At 68.4% G+C, this 24,735-nt stretch carries 24 protein-coding genes, 1 tRNA gene and 1 pseudogene; 7 read left to right on the forward strand and 19 right to left on the reverse strand.

Annotated elements, in window-relative coordinates; all coding sequences use genetic code 11:
• Nucleotides 1–56 precede the first annotated feature (56 nt).
• The 3 genes from HNQ73_RS03380 to mnmA form a co-directional block, all read right to left on the reverse strand.
• A tRNA-Met gene (locus HNQ73_RS03380) sits at nt 57–133 on the reverse strand.
• Between the two features lie 162 nt (nt 134–295).
• Nucleotides 296–949, reverse strand: coding sequence for a class I SAM-dependent methyltransferase (locus HNQ73_RS03385; protein ID WP_183332285.1), 654 nt, complete (start codon nt 947–949; stop codon nt 296–298).
• Nucleotides 950–974: 25 nt separating this feature from the next.
• Nucleotides 975–2,144 (reverse strand): tRNA 2-thiouridine(34) synthase MnmA, encoded by a 1,170-nt coding sequence (gene mnmA / locus HNQ73_RS03390; protein WP_183332287.1) that lies wholly within the window; start codon nt 2,142–2,144, stop codon nt 975–977.
• A gap of 289 nt (nt 2,145–2,433) precedes the next feature.
• Between mnmA and sciP the strand changes: the two genes are divergently transcribed.
• Both sciP and HNQ73_RS03400 read left to right on the forward strand, forming a co-directional pair.
• Entirely contained in the window at nt 2,434–2,709 is a 276-nt protein-coding gene (gene sciP, locus HNQ73_RS03395; protein ID WP_026015031.1) for a CtrA inhibitor SciP, read from the forward strand.
• 350 nt (nt 2,710–3,059) lie between these two features.
• A pseudogene (locus HNQ73_RS03400) lies at nt 3,060–3,302 on the forward strand (helix-turn-helix domain-containing protein); the annotation flags it as partial.
• Nucleotides 3,303–3,312: 10 nt separating this feature from the next.
• On the opposite strand, the gene HNQ73_RS03405 reads toward HNQ73_RS03400, so the two are convergent.
• Entirely contained in the window at nt 3,313–4,149 is an 837-nt protein-coding gene (locus HNQ73_RS03405; RefSeq protein ID WP_183332291.1) for a class I SAM-dependent methyltransferase, read from the reverse strand.
• A complete protein-coding gene (locus tag HNQ73_RS03410) occupies nt 4,149–5,150 on the reverse strand; it encodes a lysylphosphatidylglycerol synthase domain-containing protein (protein WP_183332293.1) in 1,002 nt (333 codons plus the stop codon). Before HNQ73_RS03410 ends, HNQ73_RS03405 begins: the two co-directional genes overlap by 1 nt.
• Before the next feature lie 224 nt (nt 5,151–5,374).
• On the opposite strand from HNQ73_RS03410, the gene HNQ73_RS03415 reads away from it, so the two are divergent.
• Entirely contained in the window at nt 5,375–5,971 is a 597-nt protein-coding gene (locus HNQ73_RS03415; RefSeq protein WP_183332295.1) for a GNAT family N-acetyltransferase, read from the forward strand.
• Between the two features lie 11 nt (nt 5,972–5,982).
• Here HNQ73_RS03415 and HNQ73_RS03420 read toward each other — a convergent pair whose 3' ends face one another.
• Nucleotides 5,983–6,351 (reverse strand): flagellar export protein FliJ, encoded by a 369-nt coding sequence (locus tag HNQ73_RS03420; protein WP_183332297.1) that lies wholly within the window; start codon nt 6,349–6,351, stop codon nt 5,983–5,985.
• Between the two features lie 607 nt (nt 6,352–6,958).
• On the opposite strand from HNQ73_RS03420, the gene ctrA reads away from it, so the two are divergent.
• Nucleotides 6,959–7,660, forward strand: a complete 702-nt coding sequence (gene ctrA, locus HNQ73_RS03425; RefSeq protein ID WP_183332299.1) for a response regulator transcription factor CtrA — start codon at nt 6,959–6,961, stop codon at nt 7,658–7,660.
• An 88-nt stretch (nt 7,661–7,748) separates the two neighbouring features.
• On the opposite strand, the gene HNQ73_RS03430 is transcribed toward ctrA, so the two are convergent.
• The 6 genes from HNQ73_RS03430 to chpT form a co-directional block, all read right to left on the reverse strand.
• Complete coding sequence (locus HNQ73_RS03430) at nt 7,749–8,582, reverse strand: CheR family methyltransferase (RefSeq protein WP_183332301.1); 834 nt, start codon at nt 8,580–8,582, stop codon at nt 7,749–7,751.
• Entirely contained in the window at nt 8,575–9,609 is a 1,035-nt protein-coding gene (gene cheB / locus HNQ73_RS03435) for a chemotaxis-specific protein-glutamate methyltransferase CheB (protein ID WP_183332303.1), read from the reverse strand. Before cheB ends, HNQ73_RS03430 begins: the two co-directional genes overlap by 8 nt.
• A gap of 66 nt (nt 9,610–9,675) precedes the next feature.
• The gene (locus HNQ73_RS03440) at nt 9,676–10,041 is read right to left on the reverse strand and encodes a response regulator (RefSeq protein WP_183332305.1); all 366 of its coding nucleotides are present in this window, start codon (nt 10,039–10,041) and stop codon (nt 9,676–9,678) included.
• Nucleotides 10,042–10,102: 61 nt separating this feature from the next.
• On the reverse strand, nt 10,103–10,588 hold the full coding sequence (locus HNQ73_RS03445; RefSeq protein WP_183332307.1) for a chemotaxis protein CheW: 486 nt from the start codon (nt 10,586–10,588) through the stop codon (nt 10,103–10,105).
• On the reverse strand, nt 10,585–13,125 hold the full coding sequence (locus HNQ73_RS03450; protein ID WP_183332309.1) for a hybrid sensor histidine kinase/response regulator: 2,541 nt from the start codon (nt 13,123–13,125) through the stop codon (nt 10,585–10,587). Before HNQ73_RS03450 ends, HNQ73_RS03445 begins: the two co-directional genes overlap by 4 nt.
• Before the next feature lie 135 nt (nt 13,126–13,260).
• The gene (chpT, locus tag HNQ73_RS03455) at nt 13,261–13,908 is read right to left on the reverse strand and encodes a histidine phosphotransferase ChpT (protein WP_183332311.1); all 648 of its coding nucleotides are present in this window, start codon (nt 13,906–13,908) and stop codon (nt 13,261–13,263) included.
• A gap of 191 nt (nt 13,909–14,099) precedes the next feature.
• Between chpT and HNQ73_RS03460 the strand changes: the two genes are divergently transcribed.
• From HNQ73_RS03460 to HNQ73_RS03470, 3 genes are all read left to right on the forward strand, one after another.
• Entirely contained in the window at nt 14,100–14,948 is an 849-nt protein-coding gene (locus HNQ73_RS03460) for a 3'(2'),5'-bisphosphate nucleotidase CysQ family protein (protein ID WP_183332313.1), read from the forward strand.
• Nucleotides 14,949–15,104: 156 nt separating this feature from the next.
• Nucleotides 15,105–15,695, forward strand: coding sequence for a DUF1134 domain-containing protein (locus HNQ73_RS03465; protein ID WP_183332315.1), 591 nt, complete (start codon nt 15,105–15,107; stop codon nt 15,693–15,695).
• A 129-nt stretch (nt 15,696–15,824) separates the two neighbouring features.
• Nucleotides 15,825–16,991 (forward strand): coiled-coil domain-containing protein, encoded by a 1,167-nt coding sequence (locus HNQ73_RS03470; protein ID WP_183332317.1) that lies wholly within the window; start codon nt 15,825–15,827, stop codon nt 16,989–16,991.
• 21 nt (nt 16,992–17,012) lie between these two features.
• Here the strand turns inward: HNQ73_RS03470 and cysN are convergent, their stop codons facing one another.
• The 7 genes from cysN to cysG all read right to left on the reverse strand — a co-directional run bounded on the left by cysN (nt 17,013) and on the right by cysG (nt 24,643).
• A complete protein-coding gene (cysN, locus tag HNQ73_RS03475) occupies nt 17,013–18,932 on the reverse strand; it encodes a sulfate adenylyltransferase subunit CysN (RefSeq protein ID WP_183332319.1) in 1,920 nt (639 codons plus the stop codon).
• Complete coding sequence (gene cysD, locus HNQ73_RS03480) at nt 18,932–19,843, reverse strand: sulfate adenylyltransferase subunit CysD (protein WP_244649922.1); 912 nt, start codon at nt 19,841–19,843, stop codon at nt 18,932–18,934. The genes cysN and cysD overlap by 1 nt, the downstream gene beginning before the upstream one ends.
• Before the next feature lie 77 nt (nt 19,844–19,920).
• Nucleotides 19,921–20,445: a DUF934 domain-containing protein gene (locus HNQ73_RS03485; protein WP_183332323.1), complete on the reverse strand. Its 525-nt coding sequence runs from the start codon at nt 20,443–20,445 to the stop codon at nt 19,921–19,923.
• On the reverse strand, nt 20,445–21,197 hold the full coding sequence (locus HNQ73_RS03490; RefSeq protein WP_183332325.1) for a phosphoadenylyl-sulfate reductase: 753 nt from the start codon (nt 21,195–21,197) through the stop codon (nt 20,445–20,447). The genes HNQ73_RS03485 and HNQ73_RS03490 overlap by 1 nt, the downstream gene beginning before the upstream one ends.
• Nucleotides 21,184–22,845: a nitrite/sulfite reductase gene (locus HNQ73_RS03495; protein WP_183332327.1), complete on the reverse strand. Its 1,662-nt coding sequence runs from the start codon at nt 22,843–22,845 to the stop codon at nt 21,184–21,186. Before HNQ73_RS03495 ends, HNQ73_RS03490 begins: the two co-directional genes overlap by 14 nt.
• 26 nt (nt 22,846–22,871) lie before the next feature.
• Nucleotides 22,872–23,201 carry a DUF2849 domain-containing protein gene (locus HNQ73_RS03500; RefSeq protein ID WP_183332329.1) on the reverse strand — a complete coding sequence of 110 codons (330 nt, stop codon included), beginning with the start codon at nt 23,199–23,201 and terminating at the stop codon, nt 22,872–22,874.
• An 11-nt stretch (nt 23,202–23,212) separates the two neighbouring features.
• Nucleotides 23,213–24,643, reverse strand: coding sequence for a siroheme synthase CysG (gene cysG / locus HNQ73_RS03505; RefSeq protein ID WP_183332331.1), 1,431 nt, complete (start codon nt 24,641–24,643; stop codon nt 23,213–23,215).
• Nucleotides 24,644–24,735: the final 92 nt, after the last annotated feature.

Below are 24,735 nucleotides of genomic sequence, written 5' to 3' on the forward strand. Positions count from 1 at the left end.
GTCGTCCGAACCTCCGTTCGGCGCTAACTGCCTGATTTTTATGGACTTTCAAGCGATGGTAGCGGAGGAGGGACTCGAACCCCCGACACGCGGATTATGATTCCGCTGCTCTAACCAGCTGAGCTACTCCGCCCCGTTCGGGCATGCGGCGCTTGGCACCGTGCGGCGCGATATAATGAGGTGGTGCGGCGGCTGTCAAGGAAGCGCGCATGCTTTCCACGCATTGTACGGCGGCCGCCGATAGGGGCCGTCCTGCCCTGGGGAAAGCGGCTGATCGCGCCCGCCCCTGCGCCGGTCAAGCGAACCTGCGCAGGCGCATCACCTTGAAGAAGCCGGCGGGGAAGACGGGCTCGAGGGAGACGACTTCCGCCACGCCGCGCGAGCGGGCCCAGCGGGCAATGCGCTCAGCCTTGAAGGCGGCGCTCCAGCCGACCTTGGTGGCCAGCGGCGCGATCGCCTCCTCGAGGCCGGCGAGCAGACCGGAGGCTGCGCCGAAATGGTTGGCGAGGATGATCTCGCCGCCCGGCCGCAGCACGCGGGCGAACTCATCGAGCGCCGCCTCAGGGTCGGGCACCAGTGTGATGACGAACTGCGAGACAACGGCGTCGAAGGCCCCGTCCGGGAAGCCGAGGCGGCAGGCGTCCATCACAGCCAGCGCCTCCACCTGGCCGAGGCCGAGGCGTTCCACCTTCCTGCGCGCGCGGCGCAGCATGTGCTCCGACAGGTCGACGCCCGTCACCCGCGCATTCTCCGGATAATCGTCTAGCGACAGGCCAGTGCCCACGCCCACCTCGAGGATGCGCGTGCCGCAGGCAAGCGCCGCCGACACTGCCCGCTGCCGGGCCGGCGCCGTCAGCTTGTCGTAGATCAGGTCGTAGACCGGTGCCCACCGCGCGTAGGCCTTGCGCATCGAGGCCGTATCGGGCCCCTTGATGTCGGCCGCTGCCATCGCCCCCCTCGTCGATAAGTCCCCGTCAGGCTGCTGCCCCTGCCAGCGCGTCACGCGCGTCGGCCGGGCGCGTGGCGCGGATGGTGCCGCCGCCCAGCACCTGCGCCCGTCCCTCCACACTGTCGTAGATGACACAGGCCTGACCGGGCGCGACACCCTCTTCGGCACTGGCGAGCACGATCTCCACACCTTCAGTGTCGTGGCGCAGGAAGGCCGGGCACGGCGGGCGGGTGGAGCGCACCCGCACGGCCACCTCGAGCCCCTCCGGCGGCAGCTCATCCAGCGCCGTGGCGCCAAGCCAGTTGACATCGCGCAGCCGGATGCTGGCGGTGCCGAGCATCTCGCGCGGGCCGACGATGACCCGGCTGTTCTCCGCATCGAGCTTGAGAACGAACAGCGGCTCGCCTACCGACAGGCCGAGGCCACGCCGCTGGCCGACGGTGTAGTGGATGATGCCCTCGTGCCGGCCGAGCACGCGGCCGTCCACATGCACGATCTCACCCGGCTTCACAGCGCCCGGCTTCAGCCGCTCGATGATCTCCGTGTAGCGGCCGTTGGGCACAAAGCAGATGTCCTGGCTGTCGGCCTTGTCGGCCACGGCGAGGCCGAACTCGTGGGCAAGCGCCCGCGTCTGGCTCTTCGTCATGTCGCCGAGCGGAAAGCGCAGGAACTCGAGCTGCTCGGCCGTCGTGGCGTAGAGAAAATAGCTCTGGTCGCGGTCCGGATCGGCGGCGCGGAAGAGCCCGCGGCGGCCGTTGGGGAGCGGGCGGCTGGCAACATAGTGCCCGGTTGCCAGCACGTCAGCGCCGAGGTCGCGCGCCGTCTCGAGCAGGTCAGCGAACTTCACCGTGCGGTTGCATTCAACGCAGGGAATGGGCGTCTCGCCGGCCAGGTAGCTCTCGGCGAAGCGCTCGATCACCGCGTCGCGGAAGCGCGACTCGTAGTCGAGGACATAGTGGGGAATGCCAAGGCGCTCTGCCACGCGGCGCGCGTCGTGAATGTCCTGGCCGGCGCAGCACGCCCCCCGACGGTGGACGGCCGCGCCATGGTCGTAGAGCTGCAGGGTGATGCCGATGACATCATAGCCCTCCCGCTTCAGCATGGCGGCGACGACGGAGGAATCGACCCCGCCCGACATGGCGACGACCACGCGCGTCTCGGCGGGCGGCTTGGCGAGATCAAGGCTGTTGAGCATGGCTCGTCCTCTCCTCCCCGCCGCAAGGCGGAGGTGCAGCTGGCTGGCGCATTCATATAATGCCCGGCAAGCGCAGTAAAACCCGGTGTTACCCTTAGGTGCGCCGTGTGTCCGCTTTGCGGCGGGCACACTTTTTCCGGTTGCACAAAGCGGCAATTTCTGCCGCCTGCGCAAGGGTGTGGCCGTGTCACGGGCCGGCAGAGCCCCCGCTTTGCTTTAGGCAAATCTTAAATCAAGCCGGCCTAAGCTCCCCCTCGACGTTGGTCAGTCGAGTTAGTGTGAGCGTATCATGACCGAACCCCAACGCCCGAGGGTGAAATACGTCATCGGGCCCGACGGCAGTCCCCTGACGATTGCCGACCTGCCGCCGTCTTCCACCAAGCGCTGGGTCATCCGGCGCAAGGCGGAAGTCGTCGCCGCCGTGCGCGGTGGCCTGCTGAGCCTCGACGAGGCCTGCCAGCGCTACACGCTGACGGTGGAGGAGTTCCTGAGCTGGCAGCAGTCGATCGACCAGCACGGCCTCGCCGGTCTGCGGACGACGCGCATCCAGCACTACAGGCAGTAAGGCGCCGCAGGTCCCCCGGGCGTAACCTCGGAACGCAAAGGAAACGCCGGCCGGCAGGCCGGCGTTTCCATTTCCGGACAGCAGTTCCTGCGAGGGGCCGGCAGGAAGTGTTTTCGCCAGCATGCGACAATTGTCACTAGTCATTTAACCGCCCGCTAACCATGAGCGCGAAAACATCCGCGCGCACACCAGCGGGCCTCGGGCTCGCGCAACACGCACGGAGAAGGCGCAATGGGAGCAAGGCCCTCGCGGCAGGCACGGTCGCATCGGCAGGCATGGATCCGGTCACGCGGCACCACGAGCCTTCCCCTGTCGGCATTCTGCGACGGTGCCCTGCCATGAGCGACGCAACGCCCCGAAGCTTCTCTCCTGCCCTGCGCGCTGCCGAGGCACTCGTCGGCCAGCCCATGGCTGTCGTCGAGCGGGAGCTGATCCTCGCCACGCTCGCCCACTGCGGCGGCAACCGCACCCACGCTGCGCGCATGCTGGGCATCTCCATCCGCACACTGCGCAACAAGCTTGCCGACTATGCCGCCGCCGGCTTCGCCGTTCCCGAAGCAGGCAGCGGCGTTGCACGCCGCACGTCGGCCTGAACGCGCCGTTTCAGCGCTTGCGCAGCCAAAGGCTTGTCTCAAAGGCTCCGTCGACGAGCGGCAGGGCGCCGGCCGCGCTCGCCGCCACAGCCTCGCCGAGCCGCGTCGCGGCATAGTGGCTCGCGAAGACGATGTCGTAACCGCCGCCCTGCAGCAGGGCACCGACGAGCAGCTGCTCGTTGTAGCCCCGCCAGGCCCAGGCCTGCGGATAGGCGTCAGGCAGGAAGACGTCATGCACGTGCACCAGCACCCCGGCGGGCAGCCGCGGCAGGATGTCGAGGAAGAGGCGGTCGACATCATTGCCCGGCATGGCGACGTGACTCGAGTCGACGAACAGGATGTCTCCCTCCGCCAGCTGCGGGAGGGCGTCATCGGCAACCTCCTCCACCACCGCGGGCAGGTGGGTGACGGGAAGGGAGGCGATGTCGGCGCGCGGCGCCGGATCGATGCAGAGGATCCTGGTTGCGAGGCCGCCGTCCGCGACCGCCCGGGCCATGAAGCGCGTGGAATGGCCGGAACCGATCTCGACAATGCGCGCCGGCTTCTCCCGTCGCACGAGGGCATAGGCGGCCGCCGCATCGAGCCGGGGGAACCACATCTGCCGCCAGCGCAGGCCCGTCCCCCCGGCCGGGATGGCCGCAAGCTCCGCCTGTACCGCGTCGATGGCGGCGAGTGTCGCCTCTATGGCCGGCGCGGCGGCGGCAAAGATCGGCTCGAACGCGGGATAGGGCACGGAGCGTGCCGCACCTGCATGCCGGTGGGGAATGAAATAGCCGCGACGCGCAAGGCCGGTGACGGTGCCGAGACCGAAGGCGAGCCGGCGCAGGCGCTTGCGCAGGCCCGGCATCAGGGGGCGCCGTCTCCGGGCCGTGATGCGCCCGCCTTGCCGGCGCCGACCTTCGCCGTGACACGCTCCTGAAGGGCGCAGGCGATGCGCGAGCGCTCGAACAGCACCACGACGACGATGGAGAAGGCGAGCGGCACCAGCAGGTAGAACAGGCGGAAGATGAGCAGCGCTGCAAGCACGTCCGCCTGGTCCATGTCCGGCATCGCCTTGAGGAAGACGAACTCGAGCACGCCTAGGCCGCCCGGCGCATGCGAGATGAGCGCGGCCGAGAAGGAGGCGAGAAAGACGCCGAGAACCACGAAATAGCCGGGGTTGCCGGCCTCCGGCAGGGCGAAATAGATGATGCCGGCCGCGCCGAGCAGCTCAAGCGGCGCCGCGAAGAGCTGGCGCACCGTGATGTTGAGCCGCGGGTAGTAGATGGCGAAGTTGCCGATCTTCAGCGGCTTGAACTCCAGCCATGAGCCGAGCACATAGAGCGCCACGAAGAGGAGCATGCCCACGCCCGCGAGCCGCGAGAGCCAGATGGGAGCATCCTCAACAAGCCGGTTGACGATCTCCGGCTCGCCGACGAGCACGAGGCCGCCCAGAAGGATGCTGCCCAGTGCGAAGGTGAAGGAGCACAGCGCAATGAGCACGCCCACCTCGGCGAGGCTCAGCCCCATCGTGCCATAGGCCCTGAGGCGCACCATGGCGCCCGACAGCACCGAGGCGCCGATGTTGTGGGACAGCGCGTAGGTGGTGAAGGAAACGAGCGAGATGACGACCCAGGAGAGCTTCTTGCCCAGATGCAGGAGCGCGATGCGGTCGTACCAGGCAAGCGCGCCATAGGCGACGATGGTGGACAGGCCGGCGAGGATCCAGTGCTTCAGCGGAATCGCAAGGATGCTGTCGAATACCTCGCTCGCGGAAATATCCTTCAGCTCCCGATAGAGGAGCCAGACCGAAAAGACGACCGCGGCAAGGCCGATGACCGGCCAGACGTACTCGAGCTTCTTCTTCATCGATCCTTGGGCTTCGCCCCCGATGCGGAATGCGACTGCCGCGCGTTCCCCCGACGCACGGTCCGATGCATCCTTCGCCGATCCCTCCGGCATCTGTGCCCGACCGGGCGCGCGCCCGCAAGGCTTTCTTGACGCCGCCGGGCCTTCTCGTGCAAGGGCAGCGAAAGGCTCGCGCCGCCGGCCGGGGCTGCGGCGCGGAACCGATCTGGACGGAGAAGCCGGCCATGCTGCGCGATGGCTACACTGACATTCCCGCCGGCAAGCTCGCCACGGTGGTCACCTACCTCGAGATGACCGAGCCGCCGGCGACCACAGGGACGGACAGCGGCGATTTGTCCCTCCTCAGGCTCGGTGCGGGCGACGTCGACCGCTATCTGCGTCTGTTCAAGACGGTCGGCGGGCCGTGGCTGTGGTTCAGCCGGCTCGCGGTGCCGCCCGCGGAGACGGAACGTATCCTGGCAGACCCGGCCGTCGAGGCCTATGCCGTCGTCCTCGCGGGCGAGGAGGCCGGCCTCATGGAACTCGACTTCCGTGGAGGGGACGAGGCCGAGCTCGTCTACTGCGGACTCATCCCGTCAGCCGTCGGCCAGGGCGCGGGGCGCAGGCTGATGCAGCTGGCACTCGCCCGGGCATGGTCGCGGCCGATCCGCCGGCTGACGGTGCATACGTGCCACCTCGACCACCCGAGCGCCCTGCCCTTCTATATCCGGATGGGCTTTCGCCCCTACAAGCGGGCCATCGAGGTCATGGACGATCCGCGCCTCGTCGGGCTGCTGCCACGCGACGCCGCGCCACACGTTCCCCTGATCGTGCCGGCCTGACGGCCGCCACGTCAGGCGTGGGCAACAGCCTCGCGGGTCGACTCGCGCACTGCCTCGCGGTCATCCAGGAGCTCGACCTTGCGCAGTTCCTCGATGGCCTCATCGAGCTCGGCCCGGGCGTCCTCGAGCTGGGCGCGCAGCTCCTCGGCCGAGCGCAGCAGGTTGTCCCGCCGCTGCGAGGCAGCCTTGGCATAGGTCGGGTAGGCGAAATGGTTGGGATCGCTGATGCCGGCCCGCGCCTCCTCGGCTGCGACCTCGCGCGCGAGCTCGTCTGCCATGCGGACGAACTCGGCCGTCATGGCCTCGATCTGCTGGACCCTGCGGCGCTTCTCCTCCACGTGAAAGCGCTTCAGGCGAATAAGCGTGTTCCGCGACTTCATCGCTTGTTCTACTCCTCGACAAGCCGCCAAAGACGGGCGCGGCCGCCCAAAGGGGCCGCTGACCTGCCGAACATCGCCGATGGAGGTTAGCTCTTCCTTACCCACGGGCGCCTGCTGCCGCAGCTGCAGCGATGGCACCGCCATTGCGGCATTCATGCCACAGCCCGCCGGCAACCGCTGCCCGCCACGTACGGGCGCGCGGAAAAACAGAAAGAGAGGTTATCCACGATTGGGGCGGCGGGAGCCGTCAACCTTTCGTTTACCGCGGTCGTTAAGACTGAAGCTACGTCTGCTCCGCGGCCGGCGGCCCTGTCCGTCATGCTGGGCGAACGAGTCACATGAGTCACTTGCGCCAATTTTCTCATGCGTTACGTTAACCGCGGAAAGACTGGAAACCGACTGCGATTCAATCTTTTACGCCGACTTTCACATGTTTCGGCGAGAGGTTCTTGCAAGAGGGAATCAGTTTTTGTTAACCATTTGGGCGTAACGTCGCGAGTCGGAACGAGTGGGAAGATCGGACGCCAGCGCCGCGGCGTAACGCGGGCAGCGTCGGAAAGCCGGGACACCGCCAGCGCGGGCCTCGGGGCGAGGTTGGGGACCTGACATGCGCGTATTGCTCATCGAAGACGACAGCGCCACCGCGCAGAGCATCGAACTGATGCTCAAGTCCGAGAATTTCAACGTCTACACGACCGATCTCGGCGAAGAGGGCGTGGATCTCGGCAAGCTCTACGACTACGACATCATCCTCCTCGACCTCAACCTGCCGGACATGTCCGGCTACGAGGTGCTGCGGAGCCTGCGTGTCGCCAAGGTCAAGACGCCCATTCTCATCCTGTCCGGCCTCGCCGGCATCGAGGACAAGGTCAAGGGGCTCGGCTTCGGCGCCGACGACTACCTGACGAAGCCCTTCCACAAGGACGAGCTGGTGGCGCGCATCCACGCCATCGTGCGCCGCTCCAAGGGCCATGCCCAGTCGGTCATCACCACGGGTGACCTCGTGGTCAATCTGGACACCAAGACGGTGGAGGTGGCGGGCAACCGCGTGCACCTCACCGGCAAGGAGTACCAGATGCTGGAGCTTCTCTCCCTGCGCAAGGGCACCACGCTCACCAAGGAGATGTTCCTCAACCATCTCTACGGCGGCATGGACGAGCCGGAGCTCAAGATCATCGACGTCTTCATCTGCAAGCTGCGCAAGAAGCTCGCCAACGCCTCCAACGGCAAGAACTACATCGAGACCGTCTGGGGCCGCGGCTATGTGCTGCGCGAGCCGGACGAGATCGAGGAGCGCATCTCCGCCTGAGGCGCCCGGCCAGCTGCGAGATTCTGACGAAAAAGCCCCGCGTCGCGGGGCTTTTTGCGTTTCGGCCTGCGGTCCCGACAGGCCGCGCTCAGGCGGCCCGCGTCGCACCGCGACGGCGCGGCACATAGACGCCGCGCAGGGTCGGATGCATCTCGACCTCGTCGCCCAGACCGATGACGGTCTCGGCCGCACCGAGGAACAGACAGCCGTCGGGAGCGATCTGCCGCCCCAGCCGCGCCAGGATGTCGGCCTTCAGCGCCATGTCGAAATAGAGCAGCACATTGCGGCAGAAGACGACGTCGAAGGTGCCGAGCGGCGAGAAGTCGTGGAGCAGGTTGAACGGCCGGAAGATGACGCGCTCACGCAGCTGCGGTGCGATCTGCCACTGGTCGCCGACCTGCGTAAAGTAGCGCACGAGGAGCTGGATGGGCAGGCCGCGCTGCACCTCGAACTGACTGTAGAGCCCGGCGCGGGCCCGTTCCAGCGCCTGGGTGGAAATGTCCGTCCCCAGGATCTCGACGCGCCAGCCGGCCAACCGCTCGCCCATCTGGTCGAGCATCATGGCGAGCGAATAGGGCTCCTGCCCTGTGGAGGCCGCGGCGCACCAGATGCGCAGCGAGCGCGAGCCGGCGCGCGCCTCCAGCAGCCGGGGCATGATGTCGTTGCGCAGCGTCTCGAAGGGGGTCTTGTCGCGGAAGAAGAAGGTCTCGTTCGTCGTCATGGCCTCGACGACGGCCTGCTCAAGCTCCCCATTGCCGCCGGCCTGCAGCGCCCTCACCAGCGCCGCAAGCGTCTCGAAGCCGCGTGTGCGGGCAAGCGGCTGCAGACGGCTCTCGAGCAGATAGCGCTTCTCCGGCGTCAGCGCGAGGCCGGAACGGGCGCGGACGAACGTGCACAGATAGTCGAAATCGGCCTCAGTCATCACCGCCCCCCTCCATGAAAACATTGATCGCCGACGCGATGCCGTCCAGCGGCAGCACGGCCCGTGCCAGCCCCTCGCGGGCGATCGCACCCGGCATGCCCCACACGATGCTGGTCCCTTCGTCCTGCACGATGATGGGCGCCCCGGCAGCAGCCAGGCGCCGCGCCCCGGCGAGCCCGTCGCGCCCCATGCCCGTGAGCACCACGGCGAGCACGGCCGGGCCGTAGACGGCTGCCGCCGTCTCGAACAGGACATTGACGGCCGGCCGGCAGACATTGGTGGGCGGGCCGTCGTGAACGTTGAAAACGATCTCGCCGCCCCGCCGCACGAGGCCGGTGTGGCGCCCGCCCGGAGCGACATGAATCACACCCGGCCGCACGATCTCGCCATCGGCTGCCTCGCACACTGGGCAGCCGATGGCGGCGAGATGCTCGGCGAAGACCGTCGTGAAGATCGGTGGCATGTGCTGCACTACGATGACCGGCACCTGGACGGGGACGGAGGCCGGCAACTGGCTGAACAGGCGCATGATCGCCCGCGGCCCCCCGGTCGAGGCGCCGACCACGATACAGGCCGGCCGCGCGACGATGCCCGACACGGCAAGCCGCGGCGGCTCCGCGCCCGTGCCTGCGCGCGGCCCGCGTTGCGCCACCGCACGGATCTTCTCCAGCAGCTCGGCGCGGAAGGCGCTGAGCGCGCTGGCATCCCCGAGCGCGGAGGGCTTGGGCACATAGTCCGCCGCGCCGAGAGCGAGGCAGTGCAGCGAGATCTCGGCGTTACGGCGCGTGAGCGTGGAGACGACGAGCACGGCGACGCCCGGCCGCGCCGCGAGCAGCTCCGGCAGAGCCGTGAGCCCGTCCATGTCCGGCATGTCGAGGTCCAGCACGATCACGTCGGGATTGGCCCGCGCAACGAGGGCGAGCGCGACGCGGCCGGTCTCGGCCTCCGCCACCACGTCGATGTCCGGCTCCACGTCCAGCCAGCGCAGCGCAAGAGCGCGCGCCACGGCCGAATCGTCGACGAGCATAACCCGTATCACCACACTGCCCCCGCCGATGTCCGGCCGCAGCCGGCCGCTCTGCCGCGCCGCGCCTCAGACCAGACCGACTTCCTGGAACTTCGCTTCCACGATGTCCTTGTCGAAGGGCTTCATGATGTATTCGTCGGCGCCGGCCTGAAGCGCCTTGGCGATGTGGGCAACGTCGTTTTCCGTGGTGCAGAAGATGACCTTCGGCCGGTCTCCCCCGGGCAGCTGGCGCAGCGCCTTGAGGAATTCGTAGCCGTCCATCACCGGCATGTTCCAGTCCAGCAGCACCGCCTCGGGCATGGACAGCCGGCACCGGTCGAGGGCCTGGGCGCCATCCTCGGCCTCGCTCACCTCGAAGGCAAGGGCCTCGAGGATGCGGCGCGCCACCTTGCGAATGACCGCCGAGTCATCGACGACAAGACAATGCTTCATGTTGCGAGACTCCCAGTCAACGCTCGATCATATCCGGCCACGGCGCCGGTGGGCACAAGGATCAACCGGCCCCTCCGTCATTATCGAAGGCTAGTACCGCATCCACGTCGAGGACGATAAGGAGGCGGTCCTCCAGCCTGTGGATGTGCGAAGCAAGCGAGGCCCAGCGGGAACCCAGATGGGGCGGCGTCGGCTCCCGCGTGTCGACAGGCACGCGCATCACCTCGCCGACACCGTCGACGATGAGGCCGAAGCTCTCGTCGCCCTGTTCCAGACCGACAGCCATGACCGACCCGCTCGTCGGCTCCAGCGCCGGCAGGCCGAGACGGCGGCGCATGCATACGGCGGTAACGACACGGCCCCTGAGGTTCACGAGCCCCTGAACCTCGGGCGGCGCGAGCGGGACGGGCGTCAGGGCGCCAACCACGAACACGTCGCGCACCCGAGCGATGGGAATGCCGAACAGCTGCTCGCCAACCGTCACGGTGACGTACTGGATGGCGTCGTCGACGGTGCTGGCGATGATGGCGGGATCGATCGCACTCACGCGGCCTCTCCATAACCGTCCAACGTGGCCGCCAGTGCCGCGAGCAGGCCACCGCGGTCGAACTTCGCCACGAACTCCACTCCGCTGTAGCGTCGCGCCCGCTCGACAATCGCCGGGCTGATGTAGGACGACAGGGCGATTACCGGCAGGTGCTGCGTGCGCTGGTCGGCCCGCAGGCTCTCGATAAGATCGAAGCCTGTCTTTCCGGGCATTTCTATGTCGCTCACCACGACATCGATGACCCGTTGCGAGCCGAGCACGTCGAGCGCCTCGTCGACGCTGGCGGCGAGGACGAGGCGATAGCCGGCCGCGCGCAGGACCGGGGCCAGCATGCCGCGGAAGAAATCCGAATCGTCGACAAGCAGGACGGTGCGTATCGGCGCACTCGGCACGGCCGCCCGGCACAGCCAGTCCTCGTGCGCAAGCGGCAGGAAATGGGCGACGTTGATGAGCTCGGTCGCCTGCCCGCGCACCACCGTCGAGCCGACGAGGTCCGGCCGCTGCGGCACAGGATCGATGACGAGCCGCTCGTCGACGATGTCGACGATATCGTCCACGATGAGGCCCATGGCCCGGTCGGCGTCGGAAAAGATGAGAATAGGCTGCGTGCCCTCTTTGCGGATAGCGAGCTTCTCGCTGGCCGGCACGAGCGGCATCAGCCGGCCCCTGTACTGGACGAAGGGGCGATCGCCGATCCACTCGATGCGGGAGGCGTCTATCTCCTCGAGCCGTGTGACGAGGGACAGTTGCACCGCCTTCTGGCCCGGCCCGCCGGCCCGGAAGACAAGCAGCGACGTGCTCTCAATCTCCTCCTCGCGCTCGTCCTCCATTTCGGCCATCGCGTCGTCGAAGGCGGCCGCATCGACCCCGTGCGCGCCGAGCGCGCGCGAGATGCCGTTGGGATCGATGATGAGGACCACGGCCCCGTCACCAAGGATCGTGTTGCCGGAAAACACCTGCAGATGCCGCAGCTTGCGCGACATCGGTTTGACCACGATCTCCTCGGTGTGGAAGACGCCGTCGACAAGAAGGCCGAAGCGCTGCCGCCCCACCTGAAGCACGACGATGAAGCCGTCGTCTCCCGCCGCCCCCGGCCGCTCAAGGATGCGCGCCAGGGACATCACCGGCAGCAGCCGCTCGCGCAACCTCAGCACGGGCGCGCCGTTGACGGTCTCGATGCGTTGCTCTGAGCCGGGGCGCACGCGCACCAGCTCCAGCACCGCCATCTGGGGAATGGCGAAGCGCTGGTCGCCCACGCTGACGATGAGCGCCGCGATAATGGCCAGCGTCAGCGGGATCTTGACCGTGAAGACGGTGCCGCGCCCGGGCTCGGAATGGATGTCGATGACGCCGCCGATGAGCTCGATGTTCGTCTTGACCACGTCCATGCCGACGCCGCGGCCCGACACGGCGGTCACCGTCTCGGCGGTCGAGAAACCGGGATGGAAGATGAACTTCGCGACCTGCGCGTCGCTCATTCGCTCGATCTCGGCCGCAGGCGCGAGGCCGCGGGCAATCGCCTTGGCCCGGATGGCGGGAATGTCGAGACCGCGCCCGTCATCGGCGATCTCGATGGTGATCGTGCCGCCCTCATGATAGGCGCCGAGGCGGATAGTGCCCCGCTCCGGCTTGCCGAGGGCCCGCCGCTCGGCCGGGCTCTCCAGCCCGTGGTCGGCGGCGTTGCGCACCATGTGTGTCAGCGGATCCTTGATAATGTCGAGCACCTGGCGGTCGAGCTCGGTGTCGGCACCACGCATCACGAGATCGATGGGCTTGCCGAGCTCGTCCGAAAGGTCACGCACCAGCCGCGGCAGCTTCTGCCAGGCGGTACCGATGGGCTGCATGCGCGTCTTCATGACGCTCTCCTGCAGCTCGGCAGTGACGTGCGACAGGCGCTGCAGGGGCACGCTGAACCTGTTGTCCTCGTGCCGGCGTGCGATGTCGAGCAGCTGGTTGCGGGTCAGCACCAGCTCCGAGACCATCGTCATCAGGTGCTCAAGCGTGTTCACCGCCACGCGGATGGTCTGCTGCCGTGCTGGCGCCGGGTCCACGGCGTCCGTGACGGTCCCTCCCCGGGGCGGCGCGGCCTCCTGGACCGGAGGCGGCGCCTCAGGCTCGTCAAAGGCCGCGAGGATGGCGGGATCGATCTCGCGCCGCCCGGCGCCGCCGCTCGACCGTTCGAGGCGCAAGATGAGATCGTCGTCCTGGCCCGGCGGCTCCACCGACGTGCGCTCGAGCTCGGTGATGATGTGCTTGATGCGGTCGATGGTCGCCAGGATCAGCGTGACGTCCCGGCTCGTGACCGGCTGTTCGCCGTCGCGAAAACGGCCCATCAGCGTCTCGGCGGCATGGGCCAGCGCCTCGAGACGCGGCAGGCCGAGAAAGCCGCAGGTGCCCTTGATGGTGTGAACGAGACGGAAAATGTTGCGCAGGATCGCCGTGTCGTTCGGGTTGCGCTCGAAGCGCACGAGTTCAACGTCGACGGTGTCGAGATACTCGCTCGTCTCCGTCAGGAACTCGCGCAGAAGTTCATCCATGACGCATACCCGAAAAGCGCGCGCACGGCCGATACCGGCCGCCCGCGCCGCCGTGATCCGACGGGCAGTGTCAGGGTGAAGAGTTTAAGTTAGGTTGAAATCCTGCGCCGACTTGCACGGATCACGCGCAAGTGCTCAGGCCGCCACCGGGCCGGCCTTGATCAACACCGTATCATCCTCGATTGAGAAACGCGCATCCATGCCGGCCGCGCGGGCCACGAGCCCCGTGTAGAACGGCTGGATCGCATGCGCATCGACGCTTCCGCCCTCCGCCTTGCCGGCGAGGAGCTGCTCCGCATGGGCCGGAATGCGCGCGCTCGCGCCCTTGGCGGCGATGGTGAAGCGCACGTTCTCGCCCTCCACCTCGGCATCCACCGTAATGGAGCCGCCGCGCGGAATTGCGTTGGTGGCGAGCAGGATGAGGTTGAGGAGCAGCTTCACCTTGTTCTTGGGCAGGAGCAGGCGCGGCACGTTCCAGATGAGCGTGACCTTGTCGTCCTGGATGAAGCCCTTGGCGACGTTCTCGGCATCGCCGAGGTCGATCGAGGCTCCGGCGGAACCGGCCGCGCCGAAGGCCAGACGCGCGAACTGGAGCCGGGCCGAGGCCTGCCGGGCGCTCTTCTTGATGAGGTCGAGCGCAAACTCCTGCATGGAGGCGTCCTTCTCGTCCTCGAGCACTTCGAGCCCGTTGACGATGGCCCCCACCGGGCTGATGACGTCATGGCACACGCGGCTGCACAGGAGAGCGGCGAGATCGAGCGCATCGAGCGTAACGGCGGTCATGGCGGCTCCGCGGAAGGGGCTAACGCGTGATGGACGCACCCCGGAACGGGGCGCGAACAGGTTTCGGTGATACACTGCTTCGCGCGGGTCAGGAAGCCCCGCGACCACGGCGTATCGCAGCTGATGCACCGCTTGCAATTCGTTGCCGTCTTGCGCACAACCACTCCGGTTCATCACGCACAGTGCTTCTTATGTCGCCCTTTTCATCCGACGCCGACACCCTCGCCCTTACCCTCGCAGCAATCGCCCATGGTGCAGGCGCACGGATCCTCGAAAGGCGTGCTGCCGGGTTCACCACCCGCACGAAGGAGGATGGCAGCCCTTGCTCGGACGCGGACCTGGCGGCGGAAGCCTTCATCGCCGCCGAGCTCGCCCGCGCCTTCCCGCACGTGCGCGTGATCTCGGAAGAGAGCGCCGAGGACCCGGCGCCACTCGGCCGGGACGACGCCTTCTTTCTCGTCGATCCGCTCGACGGCACGCGCGACTTCGTGGCCGGCGGATCGGAATTCACGGTCAACATCGCCGCCGTCGTCGGCAGCCGCCCCGTCGCCGGCGTCGTCCACGCGCCGGCGGACGGGCGCTTCTGGCTCGGAGGGGCCGCGGCCTACGCATTGACCGCGCCGGCAGGCGGCCCGCCCCCCTCCCGCGAACGCCTGCGGCCCATCCGTACCCGGCCAGCCTTTCGCGAGCGGCTGACGGCCCTCGCCAGCGCCCGACACGGCGACGCGCGGACGGACCGCTTCCTCGCCGCCCTGGCGCCGCACGAACGGCGCAACGCCTCCTCGGCCATCAAGTTCTGTCTCGTCGCCTCGGGCGAGGCGGACGTCTATCCGCGCTTCGGCCGGACCATGCAATGGGACGTCGCGGCAGGCGATGCGCTGGTCAGTGCGGCCGGCGGCCTCGTGACAGCGCCGGATGGCACCCGCCTCACCTACGGCGACGCGACGGACGGCTTCGCCAACGGCCCCTTCATCGCCTGGGGCGATCCGCGCCTTGCGCGGGACAGGGAGCTGCTGGCCGCCGCGACGGCGCAGGCCTGACCTGCATTCCTGCCACCGCCCTCCGACAGCGTGCCGCCCCGGCCAGCCGGCGCGCGCCAACAGCAACGAGCGACATTTCGCATTCGTTTAGCAATCTCGTTAACGATTTTTGCCCCATGATGGGGATGGGCGGGCTTAGTGAATGGAGTATTGCTGATGCGAGCCAGCTGGAACGTGGCTTGGCGTGCCGCCATGATGATCATCGCGGCGCTCCTCCTCGTGGCGCCCGGCGTCGCCCTTGCCCAGGGCACACCGGCACGGCAGGACACCTTCTCGCCCGAGGAGCTCATCCAATCCGGGCACAAGGCCTTCGGCAACGTCTCACGCGGCCTTGCCCTCACCATCGAGGAAGCGGTGCGCCGGTGGGGTGAGCCGAACGGCTACATCGTCGGCCAGGAGGCGTCGGGCGCCTTCATTGGCGGCCTGCGCTACGGTGAGGGCGTTCTCTACACGCGCAACGCCGGCGACCAGCGCGTCTTCTGGCAGGGGCCCTCGGTGGGCCTCGACTTCGGCGGAGACGGCGCGCGCACCATGATGCTCGTCTACAATCTGCCGACGGTGAACGCGCTGTTCCAGCGTTTCGCCGGCATCAACGGCTCTGCCTATCTGGTGGCCGGCTTCGGTATGACGGCACTCACCGCCAACGGCATCATCATCGTACCCATCCGTACGGGGGTCGGCGCCCGCCTCGGCCTGAACCTCGGGTATCTCAAGTTCACGCCCGAGGCGACGTGGAATCCCTTCTGAGCGTTCGGCCGGAGCGATCGAATGACGGGCGCCTGACTGGAAAGACCAGCCGAGGCGTGCCATTTTCATAAAAGGAAGCCGGCGGTGGGGCGGCCGGCCGTACAACGGGCGTGAAGGGGAAGCGGGGCCGTGATCGAAGCGCTGATGATCTTCGCGCTCGGGTTCCTCACGGCCACGCTCCTGGCAATCGTGGTGCTGCCCGCGGTCAACCGCCGGGCCGAGCGCCTGATCCGCCGCCGGCTCGAGGCGCAGTTCCCGATGTCGATCGCGGAGCTGACGGCCGAGAAGGACCACCTGAGGGCTGAGTTCGCCGTGGCCCTGCGCCGCCTCGAGCAGCAGCTCGAGAAGGCGCGGGAGCAGCACGCCGCGGCCCTGGCCGACATCGGCCGGCGCACCACGGAACTGACACGGCTCGAGGAGGAACGCGCAGCCCTGCGCGCGACGATTGCCGATCTCGAAAGCCGCCTCGCCGAAACGGCCGCCACACTCGAGACGACACGGGCGGAAGCTGCGCGGCTCGACGCGGAGCTGAAGGAAACGACGGGCCGCCTCGACGCCCGCGAGGAAGCCTACCGCGCGCTGGACGCTGCCCACCGGGATGCACTGACCGAGATCGACACGAAGCGCATCGCCGTGGCCGGGCTCGAGACGCAGCTCGCCAACCATACCGACCGCCTGGCGAACCTCGAACAGGCGCTCGCCGCCACGCAGGCGGACCTGACGGCGGCGCAGGCGGGCATCGCCGAACGTGACAAGCTGCTCGAAAGCGCGCGGACCCACGAGGAGGTGCTCTCAGCCCGCATCCGCTCGCTGGAGGACATGCGCCGTGAACAGGCGACACGCATCGAGGTGCTGGAGGCGAGCGAGGTCGATTATGCCGCGCGTCTCACCGAGGCCTCGGTGGCCGCGTCGCGGCGCGAGACCATCGTCGCCGAGCGTGATGCTGAGCTGGCCCGCGCACGCGAGCTGATCGCGAAGCTCCAGGCCGAGTTGGCCGCAACCGGAGAACGGGAGCGGACGGCCCTCCGTGCCCTGGAAGAGGAGGTCGAAACGATGCGTGCCGAAAAAATGTCGCTCGAGGGGGCGTTGCAGCAGGCCCGCGCCGACCGCGCCCGGCTACAGCGGGAGCTCAACCGCCTGCAGCGCGACCTGCGCAAGCTGCCCAGCGAGGCCGGCGACGACGCCACGCTGCTGGAGCGCATCGACCGACTGGCCGACGCCATCATGGCGGTCCCCCAGCACGAGCCCGACCACCCCGGCGAAGAGACGAAGCAGGTCGCGCGCCAGACGGCCTGATGCCGCCACGGCCGGCGGCACTCACAGCGCCGCCGAATCCTCCGCCGTCAGGCTCGCGCCAGAGATGCGCGGCTCAATGAAGGCGAGAACCCGCTCGGCGAGCGCCTCTGCATCCGCCTCGGCGCCGTCGAGCACGAGATCGGGCGACAATGGCGGCTCGTAGCCCTGGCCGACGCCGGTGAAAGTCGCGATCTTGCCGTCCTGCGCCTTCCGGTAGAGCCCCTTGGGATCGCGTGCGGCGCACACCTCGGGAGGCGTGTCAACGAAGACCTCGACGAACTCGCCCGGCGCGAAGCGCTCGCGCAACCGGTCCCGGTCAGCCCGCACGGGTGAGACGAAGGCGCAGAGCACGACGAGGCCGGCATCGAGCATGAGCCGTGCCACCTCGCCGGCGCGGCGCACGTTCTCGGCGCGGCTGGCGAGATCAAACCCAAGATCGGCGTTGAGCCCCTGGCGCAGGTCGTCGCCGTCGAGCACCATCGTGTGGCGGCCGAGGGCGTGCAGCTTGCGCTCCACCATATTGGCAATGGTCGACTTGCCCGAGCCCGGCAGGCCAGTGAACCAGACGGCGAGCGGGCGCTGGTGCTTCAGCCCGGCGCGCCCCGTGCGGTCGACGTCGAAGCCGTGGCGGTGGACGTTGGTCGCCCCCACGGCCGCGACGGCCATGCCGGCCGCAACGGTGGCATTGGTGAAACGGTCGATGAGGATGAAGGCGCCCGTGGCGCGGTTCTCGTCGTAGGGATCGAAGATCACCGGTGTCACCGTGTTGATCTCGACCATGCCGATGCCGTTGAGCGGCAAGCTGTCCGTCGCCCGTTCCTCGAAGCTCTCCACATCGATGACGCTGCGGATGGCGCGGACCGTGGCGGGCACGGTGCGCGTGCCGAGCTTCATGAGATAGGAGCGGCCCTGCGTCAGCCTGTCCTCGCTCATCCATACAAGCCGCGCGGAGAGACGGGAGGCCGTCGTCGGCCGCGCCTTCGGGTCGGCCAGCACCTCACCGCGCGGGGCGTCAATCTCGTCGGCGAGGACCAGCGTCACGGCATCCCCGGCCCGGGCCGACTCCCGGTCACCGTCGAAGGTGACGATGCGTTTCACCCGGCTCTTCCTGCCCGACGAGGCGGCCACCACTTCGTCACCGACGCGCACGACACCGCCGGCGAGTGTGCCCGAGAAGCCGCGGAAGTCGAGATCCGGCCGGTTGACCCACTGCACAGGAAAGCGCAGCGGCCCATCCGTCTGCGCCGCCTCGACCTCCACCTCCTCGAGATGGCCGACGAGCGTCGGCCCCTCGTACCAGGGCGTGCTGGCGCTGCGCACCGCGATGTTGTCGCCGAAACGGGCCGAGAGCGGGATGGCCACGACCGAGGCGAAGCCGAGCCTGCCGGCGAAGGCCATGTATTCGGTCACGATGGCGTTGAATCGCTCCTCATCGAAGCCGACGAGGTCGATCTTGTTGACGGCAAGGACAACGTGCCGGATGCCGGTGAGCGCCGCGATGACGCTGTGGCGCTTCGTCTGCGTGAGGACGCCCTTGCGCGCGTCGACGAGGATGATGGCGAGCTCCGCGTTGGAGGCGCCCGTCGCCATGTTGCGCGTGTACTGCTCGTGACCGGGCGTGTCAGCAACGATGAAGGAGCGGCGCGCCGTCGAAAAATAGCGGTAGGCAACGTCAATCGTGATGCCCTGTTCGCGCTCGGCCTCGAGCCCGTCGACGAGCAGGGCGAAGTCGATGTCCCCGCCCGTCGTGCCGTGGCGGCGCGAATCCCGCTCCAGCGCCTCGAGCTGATCCTCGAAAATGGCACCCGTCTCGTAGAGCAGCCGCCCGATCAGCGTCGACTTGCCGTCGTCGACCGAGCCGCATGTGAGGAAGCGCAGAAGGCTGCGCTGCGGAGCGGCCGGGGCCGGCGCGGGACCGGCGAGCGTGGCGATGGCGTTCATCAGAAGTATCCTTCGCGCTTCTTGCGCTCCATGGAAGCCTGGTCGTCCCGGTCGATGACCCGACCCTGCCGCTCGGAGGCGCGGGAGGCCATCAGCTCCTCCACGATCGCCTCCAGCGTGTCGGCGTCCGACTCGACGGCGCCGGTAAGCGGATAGCAGCCAAGGGTGCGGAAACGGACCTTGCGCAGCTGCGGCCGCTCGCCGGGACGGAGCGGCATGCGCTCGTCGTCGACCATGATGAGCGCGTCGTCGCGCTCCACCATCGGGCGCTCCTTGGCGAAATAGAGCGGCACCACGGGGATGTTCTCGGCGAGGATGTAGTGCCACACGTCCCGCTCGGTCCAGTTGGACAGGGGGAAGACGCGCATCGACTCGCCGGGATTGATGCGGGTGTTGAAGAGGTTCCACAGCTCCGGTCGCTGGCTGCGCGGCTCCCAGCCGTGCTGGGCGTTGCGATGGGAGAAGATGCGCTCCTTGGCGCGGCTCTTCTCCTCGTCGCGCCGGGCCCCGCCGAAGGCAGCGTCGAAGCCGTACTTTTCGAGCGCCTGCTTCAGGGCCTCGGTCTTCATCACTTGGGTATGCAGGGCCGAGCCGGAGCGGAAGGGGTCGATGCCGCGCTCCCGGCCTTCCGGATTGACGTGGACGATAAGCTCCCAGCCGAGCTCGCGCGCCGTGCGGTCACGGAAGGCAATCATCTCGCGGAATTTCCACGTCGTGTCGACGTGCAGGAGCGGGAACGGCGGCTTGCCCGGGAAGAAGGCCTTGCGGGCGATGTGCAGCATCACCGACGAGTCCTTGCCGATGGAATAGAGCATCACCGGGTTGCGGAACTCCGCGGCCACCTCCCGCATGATGTGGATGGCCTCAGCCTCAAGGCGGGCAAGGTGCGGCGTGAGGCCGGGGCGGGGCATCGCGCCTATGGCCGGTGCGAGGGCCGTGGCGGCGGCAGCTTCGGAACTGAACATGGTCGGGAACGTCTTTCGCGGGATCAGAGCAGGCCGGCGGAACTGCGCCGCCAGGGGCGTCCGCCGGCAATGGGAGGAATGTCCTCGTCGCGGCTCGCGGGCTGGTAGTGCAGGGAGACGAGCTTGATGCGGCCCTCCTTCAGCGCCGCGATCGTGCCCTCGTGCACGATCTCCAGCGCGTCGAAGCCGCAGCGCACCATGAAGCGGAGCTGGTCGCGCAGCACGTTGCCCGTCGCGCGCAGCTCACCGCGATAGCTGAAGCGCTCACGCAGGATGCGCGCCGTCGAGTAGCTGCGCCCGTCCGTGTATTTGGGGAAGGTCAGAACGATGAGCGACAGGCGGTGGATGTCGTCCTCCAGCCCGTCGAGCCCCTCCCCTGCCTCGATGACGACGCCGAGCGGCGCATTGCGCCCGACGAGAGCTTCACGCTCGGCGAGAAAGCGCGCCTTGGGCAGCGCCACGGGGCCCGCGGGCGGCACGGGCTCGTCGGCGCCAAGGATGCGCCAGGGGTCGTCCGTAACGAAGGATCCGTTCCTGTAGAGGGCCATCAGGCGCTCCTCCTCTCCACACCGGCGCTGGTGACGTGGATACCGCATTCGATCTTGGCCGAGCCGCGCCAGCGGCCGGCACGCGGGTCCTCCCCCTCTGCTACGGGCGTGGTGCAGGGGGCGCAGCCGATCGAGGGATAGCCGCGGCCGACAAGCGGATGGAGTGGCAGGTCGTGCGCCTTGAGATAAGCGCGCACCTGGTCCAAGCCCCATGGCGCCAGCGGCGTGACCTTGATGTGCGTCGCATCGGCCTCGAACACCGGCAGCGCCGCGCGCGTCGCCGCCTGGTAGCGCTTGCGGCCCGTGATCCAGGCATTGAACGGCTCAAGCGCACGCGCCAGAGGCTCGACCTTGCGCAGCCGGCAGCACGCATCCGCATCAATGGCGAACATGGCGCCGTAGGGATCGAGCTTCTCCATCGCTGCCGCGTCGGGCCCGACGGTGCGCACGTCGGTGAGGCCGAGGAGCGCGACGATCCGATCGCGATAGGCGAGCGTCTCGGGAAACAGCCGGCCGGTGTCGACGAATGTCACCGGCAGGTCGCGGTCGATGGTAGCCGCCATGTGCAGCAGCACGGCCGACTCGGCCCCGAAGCTCGACACGAGCGTGATGCGTCCGGGAAAGAGCTCGCGGATGGCAAGGCGCATAACGGCGAGCGCGTCGAGGTCGCCATAGGCAGCCTCGAGCTCGCGCGCCTGGGCGGCGAGTCCGGGCGGCGCGCTTGCGGCCGCCAGTTCCTCAAGCGTCGGCATAGAGAGCCTCCCGGAAGGGCGCTTCGCCGACGCGGCGGAAGACGGCGAGGAAGGTCTCCTCGGGCCCCTGGCGCAGGCCAAGGTAGGTCTCGATGATGGTCTCCACTGCATCGACGACCTCTTCCGAGGAGAAGCCCTTGCCCACGATCTCGCCGATGGAGCAGGTCTCGTCGCCAGAGCCGCCGAGGGTGATCTGGTAGAACTCCTCGCCCTTGCGGTCGACGCCGAGGATGCCGATGTGGCCGACGTGATGGTGGCCGCAGGCGTTGATGCAACCGGAGATCTTGATCTTGAGGTCGCCGATCTGCTTCTGCCGCTCGATATCCGCGAAACGCCGGGCGATGCGTTGTGCCACGGGAATGGAGCGGGCATTCGCCAGGGCGCAGTAGTCGAGCCCCGGGCAGGCGATGATGTCGGTAACGAGGCCGGCGTTCGGCGTCGCGAGGTTGGCCTCGGCGAGCGCCGCGTGGACGGCCGGGATGTCGTCGAGCCTGACGTGCGGCAGCACCAGGTTCTGCTCGTGACTGACGCGCACCTCGTCGAAGCTGTAGCGCTCGGCGAGATCGGCAACCAGCTCCATCTGCTCCGCCGTCGCATCGCCGGGCGGCGCGCCGATGGCCTTGAGCGAGATGGTGACGATGCCGTAGCCCGGCACCTTGTGGGGAGCGACGTTGCGCTCGGCGAAGAGGGCAAAGCTGCGGCTGTCGGCCTTCGCCGCCTCGAAGACGGAGGAGCGGGCGGGCAGCTGCGCAAAGGCCGGCGGAGCGAAGTAGGCGCGGATGCGCGCGATCTCCTCCTGCGGCATCGCCAGCGCGCCGCGGGCGCGGATGGCTTCGTACTCGGCCTCGATGTCGCGCGCGATCTCGTCCACGCCGGCCTCGTGCACGAGGATCTTGAGGCGCGCCTTGTACTTGTTGTCGCGCCGGCCGTGCAGATTGTAGACGCGCAGGATCGCCTCGCAGTAGCTGAGCAGCTCCGCCTCCGGCAGGAAATCGCGCACCTTGCGGCCGATCATCGGCGTGCGGCCGAGGCCGCCACCGACCCATACGGCAAAGCCGAGTTCGCCGGCCTCGTTGCGCTTTACCTGCAGGCCGATGTCGTGCACCTGGATGGCCGCACGATCAGCCGGCGACGCCACGACCGCGATCTTGAACTTGCGCGGCAGGAAGGTGAATTCCGGGTGCAGCGACGACCACTGCCGCAGGATCTCGGCATAGACGCGCGGATCGGCGACCTCGTCCGCCGCCGCGCCGGCGAAATGGTCTGCCGAGACGTTGCGGATGCAGTTGCCCGAGGTCTGGATGGCATGCATCTCCACCTCCGCCAGCTCGGCAAGGATGTCGGGCACGTCTTCCAGCCTGATCCAGTTGAACTGCAGGTTCTGCCGCGTCGTGAAATGGCCGAAGCCGCGATCGTAGCGCCGCGCAATGTGGGCGAGGCGCCGCAGCTTGCGGCCGTTGAGCGTGCCGTAGGGGATGGCAATACGCAGCATATAGGCGTGCAGCTGCAGGTAGACGCCGTTCATCAGCCTGAGCGGCCTGAACTCATCCTCCGTCAGCTCGCCTGACAGGCGGCGCGCCACCTGGTCGCGGAACTCTTCCACGCGCTCGGCCACGAACTGCCGGTCGAATTCGTCGTAGCGATACATGAGGCTGCGGTCTCCGGAAGCGGGGCTCAGGCGGCGATGACGGACGGGTCTTCGCCCGGCATGACGATGGTGGGGCGGCGCGCGGCGCGGATGGCCTCGCGCAGGAGAACCGGCACGAGCCGCCCGTTCTCCCCCTCGGTCATGGCGACGAGGTAGACGTCGACGACGAGGTTGCGGGCGGCATCCGCCTCACCCAGCGCGAGCAGGGCATCCGCCTCCTCCTTGGTCCAGGCCACAGCGGCCTCGGCGATATCGGTCGACCAGCGCCCGTCGGCGGTGCGGAAAACGACGAGGCCGCTGTCGAGGGCATTGGCCGTCAGGACCTTGGGTCCGGCACCCTTGGCTTCCTTCTTCATCGGTCTCTCCTTCAGGCGGCGCCGGCGAAGGCCGGCTGCCTGCGGGACATGGGTTCGGCGAGGGGTTCGGCCGCGGCCAGATCGCCGTGGGCAAGCGCGGGGCCGACGAGAATGAGAACGGGGCCGTCGACATCGGTCCGAGCCGACAGGGCCGGCAGGTCGGCGAGTGTGCCGGCAAGGAGACGGCGCGACACGCGGCCGGCATTCTCGACGGCGACGACTGGCGTGTCCGGCGGAACGCCCGCGGCAAGGAAGCGCGCCTGCGTCTCCTGCGCCACCGTGCGGCCCATGTAGACGGCGACGGTGCCACCGGCCGCGGCAATGGTGGGCCAGCCGGCAGGCTCGCCGCCGCCGGCACCATGGCCGGTGGCGAAGGTGAGCGAGGAGGCGACGCCGCGCAGCGTCAGGGAGGCCTGCACGTCGGCGGCGGCGGCGAGCGCGGCCGTGATGCCGGGCACCACCTCGACGCGGATGCCGGCCGCCTTCAGGGCGGCGAGCTCCTCGCCGGCGCGGCCGAAGACCAGCGGATCGCCCGCCTTGAGACGCGCGACGCGCTTGCCCTCGCGGGCGAGGCGCACGAGCAGGGCATCGATCTGCGACTGCGCGACAGAATGGCGGCCCTTGGCCTTGCCCACGGCGATGCGCTCCGCGTCGCGGCGGCCCATGTCGACCACCTCCTGTGGCACCAGCCCGTCATGAACGATGACATCGGCCTCGAGCAGCAGGCGCTGCGCCCGCAGGGTCAGAAGGTCGGCGGCGCCGGGACCGGCGCCGATGAGCCACACGACGCCCTCTTCCTCGGCCCCGGCGGACAGCGCCGACAGGGCCGCCCGGCGCGCGCCGCCGAGGTCGCCGGCGAGGGCGAGCCGCCCCGCCGGACCGTCGATCAGACGGTTCCAGAACCTCAGCCGCGCGCTGTTGGTGGGGATCGCAGCCGTCACGGCCGCGCGCAGGGAGCGGGCGAGCTCGCCGAGCCGGCCGAGCTCCGGCGCCAGCATCGCCTCGACAGCGGCGCGGATGCGCTGGGCAAGAACGGGCGCAAGCCCGTCCGTCGAGATGGCAACGGCGACGGGGGCGCGATCGACGATGGCCGGAACGGCGAAATCCGACAGGTGCGGCCGGTCAACCACATTCACCGGCACACCCGCAGCGCGGGCACGGGCCGCAAGGCGCGCATCCTCCCCCGCATCGCCCGTGCCGATGAAGACCAGAGCGGCCTCGACCAGGTCCTCGTCAGAAAGGTCACGGGCGTGATGGTCGATTCCGTTCGTTTCAACGAACGCCGCCAGCGCCGGCTCCAGCACGGGTGCGACGAGGCACAGCCGCGCCTCGGACCGCCGCAGCAGGCGCAGCTTGGCAAAGGCTTCGTCTCCTCCCCCGATGACCACGACCAGCCGGCCGTCAACATCGTAGGAGATCGGGAAGTAACGCAGGCCACTCACGATTTTACCGCCCAAAAGCGTGTTTTAAATTCATAAACACCGTAGCACGTGATAATTGGATTAAAAATACAAATATGATTCGTATTAATGCA

The sequence above is a fragment of the Chelatococcus composti genome (genome assembly GCF_014201415.1).
Lineage (GTDB): Bacteria > Pseudomonadota > Alphaproteobacteria > Rhizobiales > Beijerinckiaceae > Chelatococcus_A > Chelatococcus_A composti.